This is a genomic window from Flavobacterium ponti (assembly GCF_042652765.1).
Classification (GTDB): Bacteria; Bacteroidota; Bacteroidia; order Flavobacteriales; family Flavobacteriaceae; genus Flavobacterium; species Flavobacterium ponti.
The window spans coordinates 42,605-61,946 of the sequence record NZ_JBHSGW010000009.1; the positions used below are offsets into that span (position 1 = coordinate 42,605).

General features: G+C 31.4%; 14 protein-coding genes. 7 read left to right on the forward strand and 7 right to left on the reverse strand.

The features are described 5' to 3' along the window. Positions 1-3: 3 nt before the first annotated feature. The 6 genes from ACFO3U_RS07525 to ACFO3U_RS07550 all read right to left on the reverse strand — a co-directional run bounded on the left by ACFO3U_RS07525 (position 4) and on the right by ACFO3U_RS07550 (position 7,442). Positions 4-2,211 carry a TonB-dependent receptor gene (locus ACFO3U_RS07525; RefSeq protein WP_379740050.1) on the reverse strand — a complete coding sequence of 736 codons (2,208 nt, stop codon included), beginning with the start codon at positions 2,209-2,211 and terminating at the stop codon, positions 4-6. Positions 2,212-2,315: 104 nt separating this feature from the next. Continuing rightward, on the reverse strand, positions 2,316-2,651 hold the full coding sequence (locus tag ACFO3U_RS07530; RefSeq protein WP_379740053.1) for a hypothetical protein: 336 nt from the start codon (positions 2,649-2,651) through the stop codon (positions 2,316-2,318). 125 nt (positions 2,652-2,776) lie between these two features. Then, positions 2,777-3,766, reverse strand: a complete 990-nt coding sequence (locus tag ACFO3U_RS07535) for an aspartate-semialdehyde dehydrogenase (protein WP_379740056.1) — start codon at positions 3,764-3,766, stop codon at positions 2,777-2,779. A gap of 168 nt (positions 3,767-3,934) precedes the next feature. After that, positions 3,935-4,336 (reverse strand): large-conductance mechanosensitive channel protein MscL, encoded by a 402-nt coding sequence (gene mscL / locus ACFO3U_RS07540; RefSeq protein ID WP_379740059.1) that lies wholly within the window; start codon positions 4,334-4,336, stop codon positions 3,935-3,937. A 69-nt stretch (positions 4,337-4,405) separates the two neighbouring features. Then, positions 4,406-6,847, reverse strand: a complete 2,442-nt coding sequence (locus ACFO3U_RS07545) for a bifunctional UDP-N-acetylmuramoyl-tripeptide:D-alanyl-D-alanine ligase/alanine racemase (protein ID WP_379740061.1) — start codon at positions 6,845-6,847, stop codon at positions 4,406-4,408. Position 6,848: 1 nt separating this feature from the next. Next, positions 6,849-7,442 (reverse strand): thymidine kinase, encoded by a 594-nt coding sequence (locus ACFO3U_RS07550; RefSeq protein ID WP_379740064.1) that lies wholly within the window; start codon positions 7,440-7,442, stop codon positions 6,849-6,851. A gap of 103 nt (positions 7,443-7,545) precedes the next feature. Here ACFO3U_RS07550 and ACFO3U_RS07555 point away from each other — a divergent pair, with 103 nt between their 5' ends. The 6 genes from ACFO3U_RS07555 to ACFO3U_RS07580 all read left to right on the forward strand — a co-directional run bounded on the left by ACFO3U_RS07555 (position 7,546) and on the right by ACFO3U_RS07580 (position 13,948). After that, entirely contained in the window at positions 7,546-8,589 is a 1,044-nt protein-coding gene (locus ACFO3U_RS07555; protein WP_379740067.1) for a hypothetical protein, read from the forward strand. Between the two features lie 45 nt (positions 8,590-8,634). After that, a complete protein-coding gene (gene rsmI / locus ACFO3U_RS07560) occupies positions 8,635-9,306 on the forward strand; it encodes a 16S rRNA (cytidine(1402)-2'-O)-methyltransferase (protein WP_379740070.1) in 672 nt (223 codons plus the stop codon). A gap of 5 nt (positions 9,307-9,311) precedes the next feature. After that, positions 9,312-10,139 (forward strand): alpha/beta hydrolase, encoded by an 828-nt coding sequence (locus ACFO3U_RS07565; RefSeq protein WP_379740073.1) that lies wholly within the window; start codon positions 9,312-9,314, stop codon positions 10,137-10,139. A 92-nt stretch (positions 10,140-10,231) separates the two neighbouring features. Continuing rightward, a complete protein-coding gene (gene recJ / locus ACFO3U_RS07570; RefSeq protein WP_379740076.1) occupies positions 10,232-11,938 on the forward strand; it encodes a single-stranded-DNA-specific exonuclease RecJ in 1,707 nt (568 codons plus the stop codon). 33 nt (positions 11,939-11,971) lie between these two features. Next, entirely contained in the window at positions 11,972-13,240 is a 1,269-nt protein-coding gene (locus tag ACFO3U_RS07575) for an MFS transporter (protein ID WP_379740079.1), read from the forward strand. Positions 13,241-13,288: 48 nt separating this feature from the next. Then, on the forward strand, positions 13,289-13,948 hold the full coding sequence (locus ACFO3U_RS07580; protein ID WP_379740082.1) for a peptidoglycan-binding domain-containing protein: 660 nt from the start codon (positions 13,289-13,291) through the stop codon (positions 13,946-13,948). On the opposite strand, the gene ACFO3U_RS07585 is transcribed toward ACFO3U_RS07580, so the two are convergent. Next, positions 13,949-14,692: a UDP-2,3-diacylglucosamine diphosphatase gene (locus ACFO3U_RS07585; protein WP_379740085.1), complete on the reverse strand. Its 744-nt coding sequence runs from the start codon at positions 14,690-14,692 to the stop codon at positions 13,949-13,951. A gap of 187 nt (positions 14,693-14,879) precedes the next feature. Here ACFO3U_RS07585 and ACFO3U_RS07590 point away from each other — a divergent pair. Beyond that, positions 14,880-19,342 (forward strand): choice-of-anchor L domain-containing protein (locus ACFO3U_RS07590; protein WP_379740088.1); only part of this gene is annotated, 4,463 nt, incomplete at its 3' end.

Here is a 19,342-nt window from a genome sequence, read left to right on the forward strand (position 1 = left end):
TTGTTAAATCTTGAAATTCATTCCAATTATTAAGTTTCTGCCCATATTTGGAATACCGTCAGCTTTTAATCTTGATAAATGATTGATGTATGTTTTGTCAAAAAGGTTGTTGGCATTCAAAGAAAGGTCAATAGTTGATTTTCCCAATTTAACTGTTCCTCCAAAACCAAGATTTATTAGCGTATAATCATTAGTTTTAGTTTCAAATGTGCTGAAATTATTTTGTTCTAACGTATGATTCACTTGTAAGGAAGCAAATCCTTTTGTCAACCAATTTTGGATGTCAAATTCACCTTTAATGTTGTTTTTCCACTGGTTCGCTGGAATTAATGGTAAATAAGCATCATTGCTCTGTTTACCCGTAACTGACTCAAAACTACTCGTGAAATGCAACCAATCAAATGGATGTGGATGAAAATGTATTCCTACTTCTCCACCAAATAAATAAGCATTACTTTGTAAATAGTTAAACACAAAATTATCTTCAAGCATTGCTCCAGTTGGTGAAATAAAAATATAATTGTCAATATGATTATAAAAACCATTGGTAAACATTTCAAAATGCTCGCTTTTGTATTCCAAATTCAAATCCACTTGAAAATTTTGTTCGTTTTTTAAATTAGAATTTCCAATTTCGTAACGATTACTTCCTTCGTGTACTCCATTTGAGGTTAATTCAGATAAATTTGGAGCTCTAAATCCAGAAGCAATATTTATTCTTGATGTAAATTTTGATGTCCAATCCGTTTTATAGCCTAGAGCAGCATTAAAACTTTGGAATTTTTTGTCAATAGCCTCAAAATAACCTTCTTCACCAGCTTCTCCATGAGTTTCTGCTTCTACTTTTCTATTGTCAAATCGTAATCCAGCGATAATAGAATGTTGATTTTTTTCATAGTTGAAAGTTGCAAATCCACCAATATCATTTGTAACTGCATTTGGAATTAGTAATTCTTCTCCAAAATTTTCATTGGTTTGATGCATTCCCTGAACACCAACTATAGTTTCAACGTTTGCAATTTTTGGTAAATAATATTTTACATTGTAATTAGCTGTTTTTAACTTCATGTAGAGTGCAATTTCGTCAGCTGCTTCTAATTCCTTTCTATTATTGTAACTATAACCTAAATCTGCTTCTAGTTTTGAGTTGTTGAAATACACTTTTTGGTTCAAACTCAAAATATGATTGTCAATTTCTTGTTTTGGAAATAATGGATTTCGGTTGCCTTCATTCACTAAATCTTCTTCAGGTAAACCCAAATCTAAATTGTTATAATTATATCGAAAATCAGTTGAAAAATCAGAGTTGGAATAACCAATTCCAGTTTTAAAATCTTTTTCAATGGAACGCGTGTTGATTACTTTGTCACCTGAAGGGATTTTGTAATCTTCATGAGAAGTGTAATTTCCTCTTGCTAAAAATTTCCAATTACTTGGTGAAGTTTTTACACCAAATGAAGTTGAAGTTCCATTTGTATTTGAATAAAATTGTTGTGCAATGTTTGTTTTTGTTTCACCAATTGGAGCAAATTTTTCAGGATTAAAATAAATAACACCACCAATAGCATCAGAACCATAAAGTAATGAAGCTGGACCTTTGATAACTTCTACACTTTCAATCCCATTAGCATTTAAACCTAAACCATGTTCTTCTCCAAATTGTTGGTTTTCTAAACGAACACCTTGTGTGTAAACCAAAACACGACTACTACTCAATCCACGAATCACAGGTTTCCCAATGGAGTTTCCGGTTGAAATGTTTGAAATTCCTGGAATAGTGGTTAAACCATCAATCAAAGATGAAGCACCATTTTTTTGCATTTCATCCATAGTTTTGTGTTCAACTTTCATCACTGTTTGTGATTGAGCTTTATTAAAAATGGCTGAGACCACAACTTCTTCTAAGTGTTGCTCTTTTTCTTGTAAAATAATTGATAAAATGGTTTCGTTTTCGGTGATAATTTGTGAAATGGTTTTCTGTTCGTAACCTATCAAATAAAAGGCTAAATCTATTTTCCCTTTTGGAATATCTTTTAATTCAAAATTTCCGTTTTCGTCAGATTGTGTATATAAATTGGTTCCAATGATTTGAATGGTTACGTTTTCTAAATTGGAGCTATCTTCAGCTTTAATGTTCCCTTTAATATGATTTTGACTGAATGATATACTTGATATAAATGCAAATAATAATAATATATATAATTGTTTCATTATGAATGTTTTAAATAATAAATAGAAGTTTTTACTTGCAATACTAAATTACAAGCATTAGAAAATGGAATGATTGATTTAATCATTCTTTAAATAACTATGTATTAAATAAAATTAGGTGGTCCTCTTAAAGAATAAAGACTTCCGCTAAACGCAATTATATTTTCTGGAATTGAAAATAAATAAATAACGTTTTGGTAAAATGGAGTGAATTTAAAAGTAAAAACTTCAGGAGAAAGGAAAGCCGCAAATTTGAAATCACAAACAGGACAATCTTCTTTTTCAGAAATTTTATAAACTAAATTTTTGTTAGATTTTGATTGATGATGTTCAAAATCTTCATTTACCTGATGAGAAAATGCATGCAAAGATTGATAGCTTACAGCAAATAATACTGCGAGCATCAAACTTAAGTTAATAAATTGCAATTTCTTTTTCATTGTCACAAAGTTACTTTTTTTGCCTATCAAAAATAAAAAAAACCACAAATTAACTATTTTTTAGGTTTTCCCAAAAGTCAATTAGTGGTTTTAGATGTAAAGTAAAGTTTATGCTATTTCAGAATTTATACTAGCTTATTTGCTACTAAATATTCAGCAATTTGAATGGTATTTGTTGCAGCACCTTTTCTTAAATTATCAGCAACAATCCACATGTTTAAAGTGTTTGGTTGACTTTCGTCTCTTCGAATTCTACCTACAAAAACATCGTTCTTTCCTTGCGCATATAAAGGCATTGGATAGGTAAAAGTATCTAGATTATCTTGCACAGTAACTCCATCTGTATTATGTAAAATTTGACGAATTTCGTTCACATCAAAATCATTTTCAAATTCCACATTTACCGCTTCACTATGTCCTCCAACGATTGGTACACGAACTGCTGTTGCTGTAACTGCAATAGTTTTGTCGTTTAAGATTTTTTGAGTTTCACGCACTAATTTCATTTCTTCTTTAGTGTATCCGTTTTCTTCAAAAACATCACATTGTGGAATTGCATTTCTGTGAATTTGGTATTTGTAAGCCATTTCACCTTTTGTACCAGAGTATTCGTTTTCTAATTGTTCCACAGCTTTTACACCAGTTCCAGTAATAGATTGGTAAGTAGAAACAATAATTCTTTTGATTTTATATTTGTCATGCAAAGGAGCTAATGCCAACACCATTTGAATAGTCGAACAATTAGGATTTGCAATAATTTTATCTTCTTTTGTTAAATCTAAAGCGTTTATTTCTGGAACTACTAATTTTTTAGTTTGGTCCATTCTCCAAGCAGATGAATTGTCGATAACTGTTGTGCCAACTTCAGCAAATTTTGGAGCCCAAGCTAATGAAGTTTCTCCACCAGCAGAAAATAAAGCAATATCTGGACGCATTTCTACAGCAGTTTGTAAACCAACTACACTATAGCTTTTACCTTTATACTCAATTTGTTTTCCAACAGATTTTTCAGAAGCTACTGGAATTAATTCCGTTACCGGAAAATTTCTTTCTGCTAACACTTGTAGCATAACTTCACCAACCATTCCGGTTGCACCAACAACAGCTATTTTCATAATGAATTAAAATTTTATAATGCAAAAGTATTGAATATTAAAACTAGTTAGCAAATATTAATGAAATTATAACAAAAGTTATTAGTTGTAACATTAATTTAAAAATTTTCAAAAAAAAGAACCCTGAAGTTGTTTCAGGGTTTAGTTAGAATATATAATGTAGCGGTTTTATTTCTTTAATAAATCTCTAATTTCAGCTAATAATTCTTCTTGAGATGGTCCTGCTGGAGCAGCTGGAGCTGGTTCTTCTTTTTTCTTCATTGCATTAACTCCTTTTACAATCATAAACATAACAAAGGCAACAATTACAAAATCAATTACATTAGTTAAGAATTCTCCCCACATTACAGCAACTTCACCTTCAATTACTCCTTCAGCATTTGCAGTTCCTGGAGTTATAACATATTTTAAATCTTTAAAATCAGCATTAAATATTAAACCAATTAACGGAGAAACAATTCCTCCAGTAAAAGAAGAAACTACTTTATTAAAAGCAGCACCCATAACGAAACCAACTGCAATATCTACAAGGTTTCCTTTCATTGCAAATTCTTTGAATTCTTTTAACATAATGTTTTAGTTTTAAATTAGTTTTAGTTATAATCTCTCTACGAATTTATAAAAAAATTAAGATTTATTTTAGTTTTTGAAAAAAATACGTTTAACTCGTTGCGAAATTCCGACAAAAACCTCATACGGTATGGTGAATGACACATTTGCAATTTCTTTGACATGTGGTTTTTCTCCAAAAATGATTACTTCATCTCCAGGTTTGCATGTAATTTCTGATACGTCAACCATCAACATATCCATACAAATATTTCCTAAAATAATTGCTTTTTGATTGTTGATTAATACATAACCTTTTTCATTTCCCCATGCTCTTCGAATTCCATCAGCATAACCAATTGGAATTGTTGCTACTTTAGTTTGTTTGTTAGCTATGTATTTTCTTGAATAACCAACACTTTCTCCTGCTTCAATGGTATGAATTTGGGAAATAATACTTTTTAAAGTACTAACATTTAAAAGTTGTTTGTTTTCTTCATCGGAATTTCCAACACCATAAAGACCAATTCCCAATCTCACCATTTCCATTTGATAATTAGTATAATTGAAAATACCTGAAGTATTTAAAATATGTCGAATAGGTTTGTGATTTAAAACAGAAGATAAATTATCAAAAGCTTCAGTAAATAATCGAATTTGATTTAAAGTAAACTCTTTAAAAGCAACATCATCACTTGCAGCTAAATGTGTAAATATACTTTCAACTTTAATAAAATTATTATTTTTAATAATGGCTTTGAGTCTTTCAAATTCATTGGGTTCATAGCCCAATCGATGCATTCCTGTATCAATTTTCAAATGAATTGGATAAGAAGAAATATTGCGTTGCTGTGCTACTTTCAAGAATGCATTTAAACCAGTTATTGAATAAATTTCAGGTTCCAAATCGTAAGCAATCATAGCATTGAAACTACTGTTTTCAGGATTTAATACCATAATGGGTAAAGTAATTCCGGCTTTTCTTAATTCAATACCTTCATCTGCAAAAGCAACTCCTAAATAATCAACTTTGTGATGTTCTAAAAGTTTAGCAATTTCATAACCACCATTTCCATAACCAAAAGCTTTTACCATAACCATAACTTTGGTTTCAGGTTTCAATTTCGATTTATAAAAGTTGAGGTTATAACTAATAGCATCTAAATTGATTTCAAGAACCGTTTCATGATTTTTTTCTTCTAAAATCACGACTATTTCTTCAAAATCAAAGCTTCGAGCACCTTTGATTAAAATAGTCTCATTTTCAAAGGAATTCAAATTGAATTGTTGCAAAAACTCTTGCGTTGATGAAAATGAAATTATATTCGGAATGTCTTTCAAATAATTGCCAATTGTATCACCAATGGTAATCAATCGATCAATTTTATTATTTTGAATTAAAGACGTAACTTTTTGATACAATTCCTGCAAAGGCAAACCACTTTGAAAAATATCAGAAAGAATTAAAGTCTTTTTTTGATGTAATTTTTGTTGCTCTAAAAAATCCAAAGCCATTTTTAAAGACTGATAATCGGATGAATATGAATCATCTATCAAAGAGCAATTGTTTATTCCTTTTTTGACTTGTAAGCGAAGTTCAACTGGATACAAATTTTTAATTCTTTCAGCAATTACATCAGTGCCGTATTTTAGATATAATAAAGTACAAACACAAGTCATTGCATTGGACAAAGAATCTTCATCCTGAAAAGGAATTTCAACTTCAAATGAATTGTTATTATGAGTTATGACAATATTTGTAAAGCCATTTTTACTGTTTTCTTTCTCGCCAAAAACAGTTGCATTTTTATCAGTAAAACTCCAAGTTATAGTTTGTGAAGGAAGTAATTTTTCAATGGAATCATTTTTTTCAAGAATTACGATTTCACAATCTTTAAAAAGTTTGATTTTTTCATCAATTTTTTCTGAAATAGACGAAAATCCTTCATTGTGAGCATTGCCTAAATGTGTAAAAATTCCAATTTTAGGTTGGATGATTTTCTGAAGATTTTCCATTTCATTAGAAGTCGAAATTCCAGCTTCAAAAATGCCTAAATTGTGATTTTCATTGCTTCCAAAAATAGATAAAGGAACACCGACTTGCGAATTGTAACTCTTCGGGCTTCTAACAATAGTAAAATCTGGACTTAATAAGAAATTCAACCATTCTTTCACGATGGTTTTTCCGTTGCTTCCAGTAATTCCAATCATTGGAAAATGAAATAAGTTTTTATAGAAAATAGAGGTTTGTTGTAATGCTTTTAAAGTATTTTCAACGACAACAAAATGAGCTTTATCTTTTAAGTTTTCAGGAATGTATTCAACCACAAAAAACTGAACACCTTTTTCAATTAAATTTTCAAGATATTGATGAGCATCATGATTATGTCCTTTTAAGGCAAAAAAAAGTGTTCCTTGATTATTTTGTAAAGAACGACTGTCTATGGAAATGTTTTCAATGCTAAATTCAGGTAAATTTTTAGCTGATTTAGCATCGATAACCGGAATAATATTTTGGAGTGTAAAAGTCAAATTATTGATTTTCTTTGTTTTCTTTCATGGCTTTGAAAAAAGCTGCTCTGCTCAAAGGTTCGTATTCTTCGGTTTCCCCAAGCATAACTAATTTATCACTTTCTGATTTTCTGAAACTGTAATTAGCTAAATTTCCAGTTCGTGTGCAAACAGCGTGAACTTTAGTAACATATTCAGCAGTTGCCATCAAAGCAGGCATAGGTCCAAAAGGATTTCCTTTAAAATCCATGTCTAAACCAGCTACAATTACTCGAATACCCGAATTGGCTAAATCATTACAAATAGCAATAATTTCATCATCAAAAAATTGGGCTTCATCAATACCAACTACATCACAACCTTGAGCCAAAATTCTTATGTTTTCAGCAGCAGGAACAGGTGTAGAACGAATTTCGTTAGCATCATGAGAAACAACCATTTCTTCATGATAACGCGTGTCTATAGCAGGTTTAAAAATTTCAACTTTTTGTTTGGCAAACTGAGCTCTTTTTAGACGTCTAATTAATTCTTCGGTTTTACCAGAGAACATCGAGCCACAAATTACTTCAATCCAACCAAATTGTTCTTGTTGATTTACGGTGTTTTCGAGAAACATTTTGTATATTTCGGACGATTAATACTAAATTCTTTTATTTTTGTAATCAGAAACAAATTTATCAAAAAAATCATCTATAAACTCTATTCTATTCTATAAAGTTATGAAGAAAAAGCTAGAAGGCGAATTAATAAGCATTGCACACCGAGTTTTAAAATTAAAAAATCGTTCAGAAACTGTTCTTTTGCAGCGAGAAGCTAAAAAATTATATGAACAACTGACTGTTTTACGTTTTTATGAAGAGAATTTTGAGACTCTAAAAGATGATATTTCTCAAGAACAATTAGAAGAAAAATTGGAGCATATGGCAACTATTGCTGCTATTGAAACTACTGATTTAGAAGAAAAAGTAGCTGAAGTAGCTCAACCAGTTGAGGAAACTCAACAAATTGAAGAAGAAGTAGGACAACCTGTAGAAGTTCAAGCTGAAGAAATTGTCCCAGAAGAACCTGCAAAAGAGGAAATTGTTGCTGAAGAAATTGTTTCTGAAAATGTGGAACCAGCAAAAGAAGATGTTTATGCAACGGCTGAAGATATCAATAGAATAGTTTCTGAAATGGCTAACAAAAAAAATGTTTCAGAAGAAACTCCAGCTGAAACAGAAACTTTTGAAGCTGTAAAACCGAATGAACCAAAACAAATCTCTTTTGAAGATTTATTAGGGGAATCATACAAAGAACCTGAATTTATTCGTGTGGAAGACACTCCAAAAGAAGTGGAAAAAGCAGCAGATTTAGTTTTTGAAAAAAAAGAAGAAGTTGAAGAAACTAAACAGAAAGAAGTAGAAAATGCAGGTGATGTTATTTTTGAAAGAGCTAATGAATTACCGCAAGAAGAGAAAAAAGAAGCCTATAGTTTTTCTACTCAAACTACAGAAAAAACGGAAGTAAAGTCAAAATCTTTAAACGATAGATTAACTAGTGGAATCAGTTTTGGATTAAATGATAGAATTGCCTTTGAGAAAAAATTATTTGGTGGAAGTGCTGATGATTTCAATCGTGTAATTTCGCAATTAAATACTTTTGATTCATTTGAAGAAGCAAAAGGATTCATAGAAAGCTTTGTAAAACCTGATTATAATGATTGGGATGGAAAAGAAGAATATGAAACTCGTTTTCTAGAAATTATAGAAAAGAAGTTTAATTAATTTTTTTAACCAATTACCCATAACCTATAATCCAAAAACTCTTTTATGGGAAAACTATTCCTTGTGCCCACACCAATTGGTAATCTCGATGATATGACTTTTAGAGCGATTAAAGTTTTAAAAGAAGTGGATTTGATTTTGGCAGAAGACACGCGTACTAGTGGAAAATTGATGAAACATTTTGAGATTTCCACACACATGCACAGCCATCACATGCACAACGAACATAAAACCGTTGAAAACATAATCAAACGATTAGAAGCTGGAGAAAATATTGCTTTAATCAGTGATGCAGGAACACCCGCGATTTCTGATCCTGGATTTTTATTGACAAGAGCTTGTGTTGAAAATAATGTTGAGGTTGAATGTTTACCTGGAGCAACGGCTTTTGTACCAGCTTTGGTCAATAGTGGTTTACCGAATGATAAATTCGTTTTTGAAGGATTTTTGCCAGATAAAAAAGGAAGACAAACGCGTTTTTTAGCGTTAGAAAACGAAACGCGAACCATGATTTTTTATGTTTCTCCTCATAAATTAAATAAAACTTTAGCCGAATTTATACAATATTTTGGAGCAGAAAGACCTGTTTCTGTTTCCAGAGAATTATCAAAATTACATGAAGAAACCATTAGAGGAACAGCCGAAGAAGTGCTTAAACATTTTGAAGCCAAACCTGCAAAAGGAGAAATTGTTGTGGTTGTTGGTGGGAAAAGATAGTATTTATGAAAAAACTTATTTTGTTTATTTTAGTTGTTTTCATGATTTCATGTAATTCTTCCAAGAAGATTGCTGATACTTCTTCAAAATATTATACAGACTCCATTTATAGTAATTCATTAAAAGAATTTAGATTACATAATGTTTATTTGCCTAAAAACTTCAATAAGAAAAAGAAATATCCTATTATTTATGCTACTGATGGAATTCCAATTAAATTTAATATTAAACGTAAAAGTGAGTTAGATTCATTAATTCAAGCAAAACTGACAAAACCATTCATTTTAATTGAAAGTCATTATAACTCTAAAATTGCTGATAGTACAAGTACCGCTTATGGTAATGGAAAGAAAGTTTATAATAAATTTAGATATTTTGATTACGTCCCAAATCAAACCGTAGATACTATTTTAAAACAAAGATTTAGTAAGCATATGAATTACTTTGTTAGTGAGTTAATTCCAACTATTGAAGTTCAATTTAATCAGAAAAATAAAAAAGAGAATAGATTTTTTTATGGATACTCTAATAGCGCAAGTTTTGGAATGAATATGCTAAATTCTCATCCTGACTTAATAGGGACATATATTTGTTACTCTATAATTGGTGGTGGTATTCAATCTATGGAATGGAAAAAAACAGTAAATTATCCAAAATTATATGTACAATATGGAAATCAAGAACCAGAATTTGTTAAAAAAGAAGCAGATTTTCTGATAAATAAGTATGAAGAGTTAAATTTATTTTATGATATTAAACAATTTGAAGGAGGTCATGATGAGCACATTTGGAAAAAAGAATTTATAAAAACGATTAAAAAAATATTAAAATAGTATAAAAAATCTTTTATACATTTGCATTTCAATTATATACGCCATAACAACTGAATTCAAAATTCAGAATTCTAACTTCTAAATTTTTCAAAATGAGATGGAATTTAAAATCTAAGCCAGAAAAACAAAAAGTTCAACACCTACAAAATGAACTTCAAGTCGATGAAATTATTGCTACTTTATTAGTGCAAAGAGGCATCGAAACCTTTGAACAAGCCAAAACTTTTTTCAGACCCACTTTAGAAGATTTACACAATCCTTTTTTAATGAAAGATATGGATTTGGCCGTAAATCGAATCGAAAATGCCATTAAAAACGAAGAAAACATCTTGGTATTTGGTGATTATGATGTTGATGGAACAACAGCGGTTTCTTTAGTTTCAAGTTATTTGAAAACGATTTATCCAAATATCGATACGTATATTCCAGATAGATATGATGAAGGTTACGGAATTTCATACAAAGGAATTGATTATGCAGAAGACAATGGAATTTCACTAATCATTGCTTTAGATTGTGGCATAAAATCCATTGAACATATTGATTATGCGAACAATAAAGGAATCGATTTCATTATTTGTGACCATCATAGACCTGGAGAGTTTTTACCAAAAGCCATAGCAGTTTTAGATCCAAAACGTGAGGATTGTTCCTATCCATATGACGAATTATGCGGTTGTGGTGTTGGTTTTAAGTTGATTCAAGCTTTAGGTCAAAACAGAAATCAAACTATTCAAGATTTATTGCCTTATTTGGATTTAGTGGCAACAGCTATTGCCGCTGATATTGTTCCCATGACAGGAGAAAATCGTGTTTTAGCTAAATTTGGTTTGGAAATCATAAATTCAAATCCAAGACCAGGAATTCAAGCTTTAGTGCAGAATATAAAAAAGAAAACACTTACGATTACAGATGTTGTTTTTATTGTTGCACCAAGAATAAATGCTGCAGGAAGAATCAAACATGGAAATTATGCGGTTCAATTATTAACGGAATTCAATTTAGAACAAGCAACAGAATTTGCTTCAGAAATAGAAGATTTTAATTCAGACAGAAGAGGTTTAGACCAACAAATTACCAAAGAAGCTTTACTTCAAATTGAAAAAAATCAAGAAGAAAAAGGTTTTTCAACAGTAGTTTATCAAGAAGATTGGCACAAAGGTGTAATCGGAATTGTAGCTTCTAGATTAATCGAAAAATATTACCGACCAACCATAGTTTTTACAAAAAGCGGAGATAAGTTAGCGGCTTCGGCTCGTTCTGTGAAAGACTTTGACGTTTATAATGCTTTGGAAGCTTGTGCTGAACATTTAGAGCAATTTGGCGGACACATGTATGCTGCTGGAATGACTTTAAAAGAAGAAAACTACGAAAATTTTAAAAATGCTTTTGAGAAAATAGTGGAAGAGACCATTCATCCTGATTTGTTAATTCCAGAAATTTCTATTGATGCAGAACTTGAATTTTCAGATATAAACCCGAAATTTGTACGGATTTTAGATCAGTTTGAACCTTTTGGGCCACAGAATATGCATCCAATTTTCTTAACAAAAAATGTTACAGATACAGGTCATGGAAAACCAATGGGAAAAGAAGAAGAACATTTACGTTTATTTTTAAAACAACAAAATTCAGAAGGAATTGGAGCCATAGGTTTTGGTTTAGGTAATAAATTAGAACTAACCAAAAACTTCAATCCATTTTATGTGGTATATTCAATAGAAGAAAACGAATGGAACGGCAATGTGAGTTTGCAATTGAGATTACGAGATTTAGAATCAAAATTGCTTAGTAACTAAACATTTTAGTCGCTCAGCAACTTTATACAAAATATGGCAAAAAAAGATCCTTACGCAGCTTTACGATATAAAGAATTTAATTTTTTCCTCTTCATGCGATTTGCTATGGTTTTTGCATGGTCAATGCAATTCGTAATTATCGAATGGGAAGTTTATAGTTTAACAAAAGACCCTCTATCATTAGGAATTATAGGTTTAATGGAAATTATTCCAGCGGTTTCTATGGCTTTATTCTCAGGTCATATTGTTGATCAAAGCGAAAAGAAGAAACTATTAGTTAAATGCATTCTTGGGTTTTCAGTAGTAAGTTTAGGGTTGTTTTTGATAACGGTTCCTGAGCTCACAAAAGAGTTGTCTTTAAAAACAATACTTTATACTGTTTATGCTTTGGTTTTTTTAGGAGGTTTAGTTCGTTCTTTTATTAGTCCAACTATTTTTTCATTATTATCTTTAATTGTTCCGAAAAAAGTTTATCCAAATGCAGCAACTTGGAGTAGTTCTACTTGGCAATTAGCTTCTATGTTTGGTCCAGCTTTAGCAGGATTATCTATTAGTTTTGTCGGAGTTCATTGGTCTTTATGTTTGGTTTTTGCTTGTTCGATTATGGCTTTAATCATGTTGACTAAAATCGAGAAAAAGCCAATTTTAAATCCAAAGATAGGAGAACCTATATTTAAAAGTTTAAAAGAAGGTTTGAATTTTGTGTTTACCAATAAAACGATTTTAGGAGCCATTTCGTTAGATATGATTGCTGTTTTATTTGGTGGAGCAGTAGCGTTGTTACCGATATTTGCACAAGATATTTTAAAAGTGGGTTCCGAAGGTTTTGGAGTATTGCGAGCATCACCAGCTTTAGGTTCTTTCTTAATGATGATTTTTTCAGCTTATATTTCTCTGAATAGAAAAGCTGGAATCAAATTATTAGGAGCCATTTTTATGTTTGGTGTTTGTATCATCGTTTTTGGATTATCTGAAATTTTCTGGATTTCGGTTTTAGCGATGTTTTTAAGTGGAGTTTTTGATGGTGTTTCTGTTGTTATTCGAAATACAATTCTACAATTACATACTCCAGATCATATGAGAGGAAGGGTTTCTTCGGTGAATTCTATATTTGTTGGCTCTTCAAATGAGTTAGGTGCTTTTGAAAGTGGTTTAACGGCAAAATTAATGGGAGTTGTGAATGCAGTGGTTTTTGGTGGTGTAATGACCTTAATTACTGTTAGTTTTACAGGTTTTATCTCTCCCTCTTTCAGAAAATTAGATTTAGAAAAAGACGTTGAAGAATTAGAAAGTCATAATTAACACTTGTTTAAGTTATTTGTATAAATTTGCACCAAACAAATAACAACAATGAAACAGATTTTAATAATTATTCTTGTAGTGATTCTTTTAATTTTTGGATATAATCAATATTCAGATTACAAACGATTTCATTCTCCAGGTGTTGATTATGTGAGTAATGAATCAATTGATTTAAATTATCATGATAAAAATTTCTTGCTAAATTATTATCAAGCTATTGAAGATTTAAATGGGTATGTTCGATTAAAATGGGTTGAGCAAGATGTTGATGTAAGAAATCCAGAAAGTAATAATGAAGATGTAAAAAATGCTGTTTTAGGTTATACAAAAAAACTTGGAACGGTTAAATTTTATGAAGACAAGTTGGTTGAATCTTCAAAATTAAAAAATCAAGGTATAAGTAATAAGGAAATTATTGTTTTTGAACAAAATGGTTTAAAGACAAAAGACTACAATCAATATCTAAAGAGAAAATTTCTAATTGAAACCTTTAAAAGTAATCCCGAAAAATACAGTTTAAAAGTTGGAGATTATAGCTCGTTTATTTTTGAACTTCAAAAAAAGTTAGTTGAAAAGGGATATAATATTCCTATAGATGGACTTTTTAGAGATATTACTTTTAATGCTGTTCGTTCTTTTGAAGAAAAAAATGGATTATTCCCTGATGGTAAAGTTGACTTATTGACTTTGGATTATTTACTTCAATAATTATTCAAATTTCTTTAATTCAAAATTTTCTCCATCAAAAACTCCATATGTAAAATAGCCTATCCAGTCTCCAAGATTTGCATACTTAGAATTTTCTCCAACATCAATAATCATGGGTAAATGTCTGTGTCCAAAAATTAAATAATCATAATGTTTGGTTTCAAGTTTTCGTTTTGCATATAAAACTAACCATTCATTCTCTTCTCCTAAAAATTTTACATCTTCATTACCAGAAATTAGTTTGTTTTTTACCGACAAATATTGAGCTAGTTTCACTCCAATATCTGGATGTAACCAACGGAACAGCCATTTTGAAAAATGATTTGTAAACACTTTTTTCATACGTTTATAACCTTTGTCTCCTGGTCCTTTTCCGTCACCATGACCAATCAAAAAAGTTTTATTATTGAATGTAAATTCTTTGTTATCATGATAAACAGGAATGTTCAATTCTTTTTCAAAATAATCATGCATCCACAAGTCGTGATTTCCTACAAAAAAATAAATTGGAATGCCAGAATCTCTGATTTCTGCCAATTTACCCAGCACCCTAACAAAGCCTTTGGGAACAACTGTTTTATATTCAAACCAAAAATCAAATAGATCGCCAAGTAAAAAAATAGCAGTTGCATCCTCTTTTACTTCATCTAACCAAGCCACAAATTTTTGTTCTCTAGGAAAACTTAATTCAGAATTTGGTGCACCAAAATGTTGATCGGAAGCGAAATATATTTTTGTTTTCAAAGTTTTTGTTTATTGTTTTTTGTCAAATATATAAAAGTTTTTATTAATTTATTTTCAGCATTTATATTTAAACTTTTATAATTGTAACATCTACATTAAAATTTGTTAATTCTACCTATTGATTGTGTAAATTTGTTAATATTTTCTTAACTTAGGGCGCTAAATAAAAATCAAACTACTAATAATTATGAAGAAAATTACGCTATTTTTAGTAATGTTGCTTCTTTCTTTTACTGGTTATGCACAGTTTCCAGAGAATTTTGAAGGAACAACATTGCCAAATTACACCACAGATGACTGGGTTTTAAGTGGGGGAACTTGGAAAGTTTTTGACAACGGAATTGGAACGATTCAATCATGGGGTGTTGTTCCTGCTCCAAATTCTTGTAACGGTCGTTCTGCTTATTTGAACAATGAAAATGTTACCAATGGAACTTTTGCCGAAGATTGGCTAGTATCACCTTTAACAGTTCCTGTAATTGCAAATGCACAGTTGCGTTTTTCTGCTAAACAGACTTTAGCAGCGAATTTTGGTAGTATTTATACAATTAGAGTATCAACTACTTCTCAAACTGACGTTTCTACTTTTACAACTATTCAAACATGGACTGAAACGGAATTGAATGATGTTTATAATGTTTGTGAAGAAAAAGTTGTTTCATTAGCAGCTTATGCTGGACAACAGATATATGTTGCTTTTGTTATGACAAATGACAATGGTGATAGATGGATTCTTGATGATGTTAAAATTGTTGAGCAATGTTTAGATCCAACAAATCAAACAGCTACAAATCCTACATTGACAAGTTCAACATTAGGATGGACCAGTCCAGGAAGTGCTACAAACTGGGAGGTTGAAATTGTACCTTCAGCGGGTACTCCAACTGGTACAGGAACAGTTGTTTCTACAAATCCTTATGTTGCAACAGGTTTAACACAAGGAACATGTTATGACTATTATGTAAGATCATTGTGTGCATTTGGTACACCAACTGCAGCAAATAGTGAATGGATAGGACCATTTAATTTTTGTACTGCTTCTTTAGGAGAAACTTGTGGAGCACCAATAGTGGTGCCTGACCTTTCAACAGGTCCTTATATTACTACGGGTAATACATCTGGATATGGAGATGATTATAATGGAAGTCCTGGTTCTTCAGGTTGTGGAACTACAAGTCCTTATTTAAATGGAGATGATGTTGTTTATAGTTTTACTGCAACATCAACAAACACAGTAACAATTACATCATTAACTAATTCTACTTGGTCTGGATTATTTGTATACAACAGTTGTACAAACGTTGGAGTAAGTTGTGTTGCCGGAAGTACAGGTGGAAATGGTTCAACTGCTCCGGATTCGGTCACTTTTGCTCAAACATTAGGTCAAACATATTATGTAGTTGTTTCATCTTGGGGTACAAATGCTGCAACACAAAGTGTTGATTATGTTCTGACAATTATTGAAAATACTTGTACAAATCTTACTGCTACATTTGATGTAGTTACAAATTGTCCTAGTGGAACAGATACTTTTTTCGTAACGGCTACAGTAAATAACTTAGGTACTGCTACTTCGGTTACAGGTACAACAACACCAGCTTCGACAAGTGAGAATTTAACAGCACCTGGTACAATGCAATTTGGTCCTTTCCCAAATAACACACCAGTTGTTATAAATGTTCAAAACGATAATGATGTCAATTGTTTTAGAAATAGTAATGCTTTAACTCAAACTTTTTGTCCAGCACCAAATAATTTATGTGCAGACGCTATACCTTTAACTTGTAATAGCACAATTGCAGGAACAACTCAAGGATCTACAAATGCAGGTGCTTCTACAGCTTTTTGTGGAACAGCTTCTAATACTTCTGCAGGAGTTTGGTACACCTATGCGGGAAATGGAGATGTGGTAACATTTTCATTATGTGGATCTCCTTTTGATACAAAAATTCAAGTACTAACAGGTACATGTGGAACATTTACATGTGTAGCAGGTAATGATAACTCTTGTGGTACACAATCTGAAGTTCAAATAGCAACAACTACAGGAGTAGATTATTACATATATGTATTTGGAGCTACCAACACTACACAAGGGCCGTTTACTTTAAACACTATTTGTGTAACACCACCACCACCACCTGCAAATGATAATTGTGATACAGCAACAAACGTTCCTGTTAACATTGATGGTTCTTGTACTCAGATAGTTGCTGGAACAGTAGCTGGAGCAACACCATCTTTACAACCAAATGGATGTGTTGGAAGTGCAGATGATGATGTTTGGTTCTCATTTACTGCAACTCAAGCTATACATACAGTTAGTATTCAAGATGTCGCAGGTTCATCTTTAGATTTAAATCATGTAATATATACGTCTACAAATACTACGGATCCTTGTGGGAATTTAACACAAGTATTTTGTAGTAATCCTGATTTTAGTTATTTAACAGGTCTTGTTGCTGGTCAAGTGTATTTTATAAGAGTTTATACAGCAACAGCTGCTTTGTTACAAAATACTACATTTAACCTATGTGTAAGTGTACCACCACCACCACCATCAAATGATAGTTGTGCAAATCCAATTATTGTTCCTGTTAACGGAGCAAATGATTGTGCTCAGGTTGTTGCGGGGACTATTACTAGTGCTACACCTTCACCAGAGCCAAATGCTTGTGGAGGATCAGCTGATGATGATGTATGGTTTCAATTCACAGCTTTACATCCTACTCATATAATTTCTTTAAACAACATAGTGGGAAATAATAATAACCTAAATTTTGCACTTTATTCAGGTGCTTCTTGTGGTTCATTAACTCAAGTGGCTTGTAATTTACCAAATACTGGAATAATTAATAATCTTACTTCTGGAACAACATATTATATTCGTGTTTATACAGATACAGCTACTATTGGACAATTTTCAAGTTTTGATCTATGTATTGGCTCAATTCCTTTAACATTAGATAATACAACCTATACTGTTCCTCAACTTGTTACGGATGTTTTAATTGATTCTCCTTGTGGAATTGTTACAAACATTACTTGGCAAACAGGAACCGGAGTTAATGGTAATGGTATTGCATATTTTGAAGAAAATTCTCCTGGAGTTATGCCTTTTCCAAACGGAATTGTTTTATCAACTGGAAATGCAATGCGATCATCAGGACCAAACAATGTAGGGTTAAGTGATACAAGTGCTGGTTGGGGAGGAGATGCTCAATTATTTAATTATATTCAATCTCTTAACATTGATCCTGGTTTAAACTCTTATAATAATGCTACCATATTAGAATTTGACTTTGTTCCTTTAACACCTGATTTTAGTTTTGATTTTATGTTTGCATCAGAAGAGTATGGTACTTTTCAATGTGCTTATTCAGATGCTTTTGCCTTCTTTTTAACTAATATGGCAACAAATACTACAACGAATTTAGCTGTATTACCAGGGATAACACCAGTAACACCGGTTTCAGTAGTAACAGTTAGAGATGCAGCTTATAATACAGGATGTGCTTCTGCTAATCCGCAATTTTTTGATGTTTATAATTTAGACAACCCAGCATCCCCAAATGCTACTGCTAATGCAGTAACTAATTATAATGGTCAAACAGTTATGCTTACAGCTTCTGCTATTGTTGTTCCTCAAACACCTTATCACATTAAGATGGTAATTGCAGATAGAAATGATACTGCTTTTGATTCTGCTGTTTTTATAGCAGGTGATAGTTTTAACATTGGAAACATTGAATTAGGAAATGACTTCTTAGAAGCTAATGGGAATGCTCTTTGTGAAGGAGATTCTTATACAATTCAAAGCGGTTTAGATCCTGCAGTTTATACTTTTGAGTGGTCAAACTCTACAGGTGTAATTGCTGGGGAAACAGGTCCTGATTTAGTGGTAACTGAAGAAGGAACTTACTCAATAGCCGCACAATATAATGGTACAACTTGTTCTGCAACTGATTCAATTACTATTGAATACTACGATCCTTTTACAATCGGAATACCTAATAATTTGGTTGATTGTAATCCAACTGGATATGCTACTTTTGATTTAACTCAAAATACAAATACAGTTTTAGATTTACTAAATCCTGCGGATTATACAGTTTCTTATCATTCAACTCAATCTGATGCAGATAATGATTTGAACCCTATTACTAATCCTACAAGTTATACAAACATCATTCAGAATTTAGAACCAGTTTTTGTTAGAATAGAAAATAATATTGAAGGATGTTATCAAACAAGTACTTTTGATTTAGTCATTCAAGATTTAACACCTCAATTTACTTTAACTAGTGATTTTAGTATTTGTCAAAATGACACAGGAACTATAACAGTTACTCCTATTAACTTTGCAGATGCAGATGTAACGTATACATGGACTTTAGATACAAACCCATTAACTGATACTACTGGTACAATTTCTGTAACTCAAGCAGGTACATATACTGTTGTAGTAGATAATAATGGTTGTACTGCTACAATGAGTTGTACAGTCACAATAACACCGTCTCCTGTATTAGATCCAGTAAGTGCTGTATTAGCTTGTGATTCTTATTCATTGCCTGCTTTAACAGTAGGGGATTATTATTCTCAACCAGGAGGAGTTGATCCAATAAATATTGCTAATCCTATAACTTC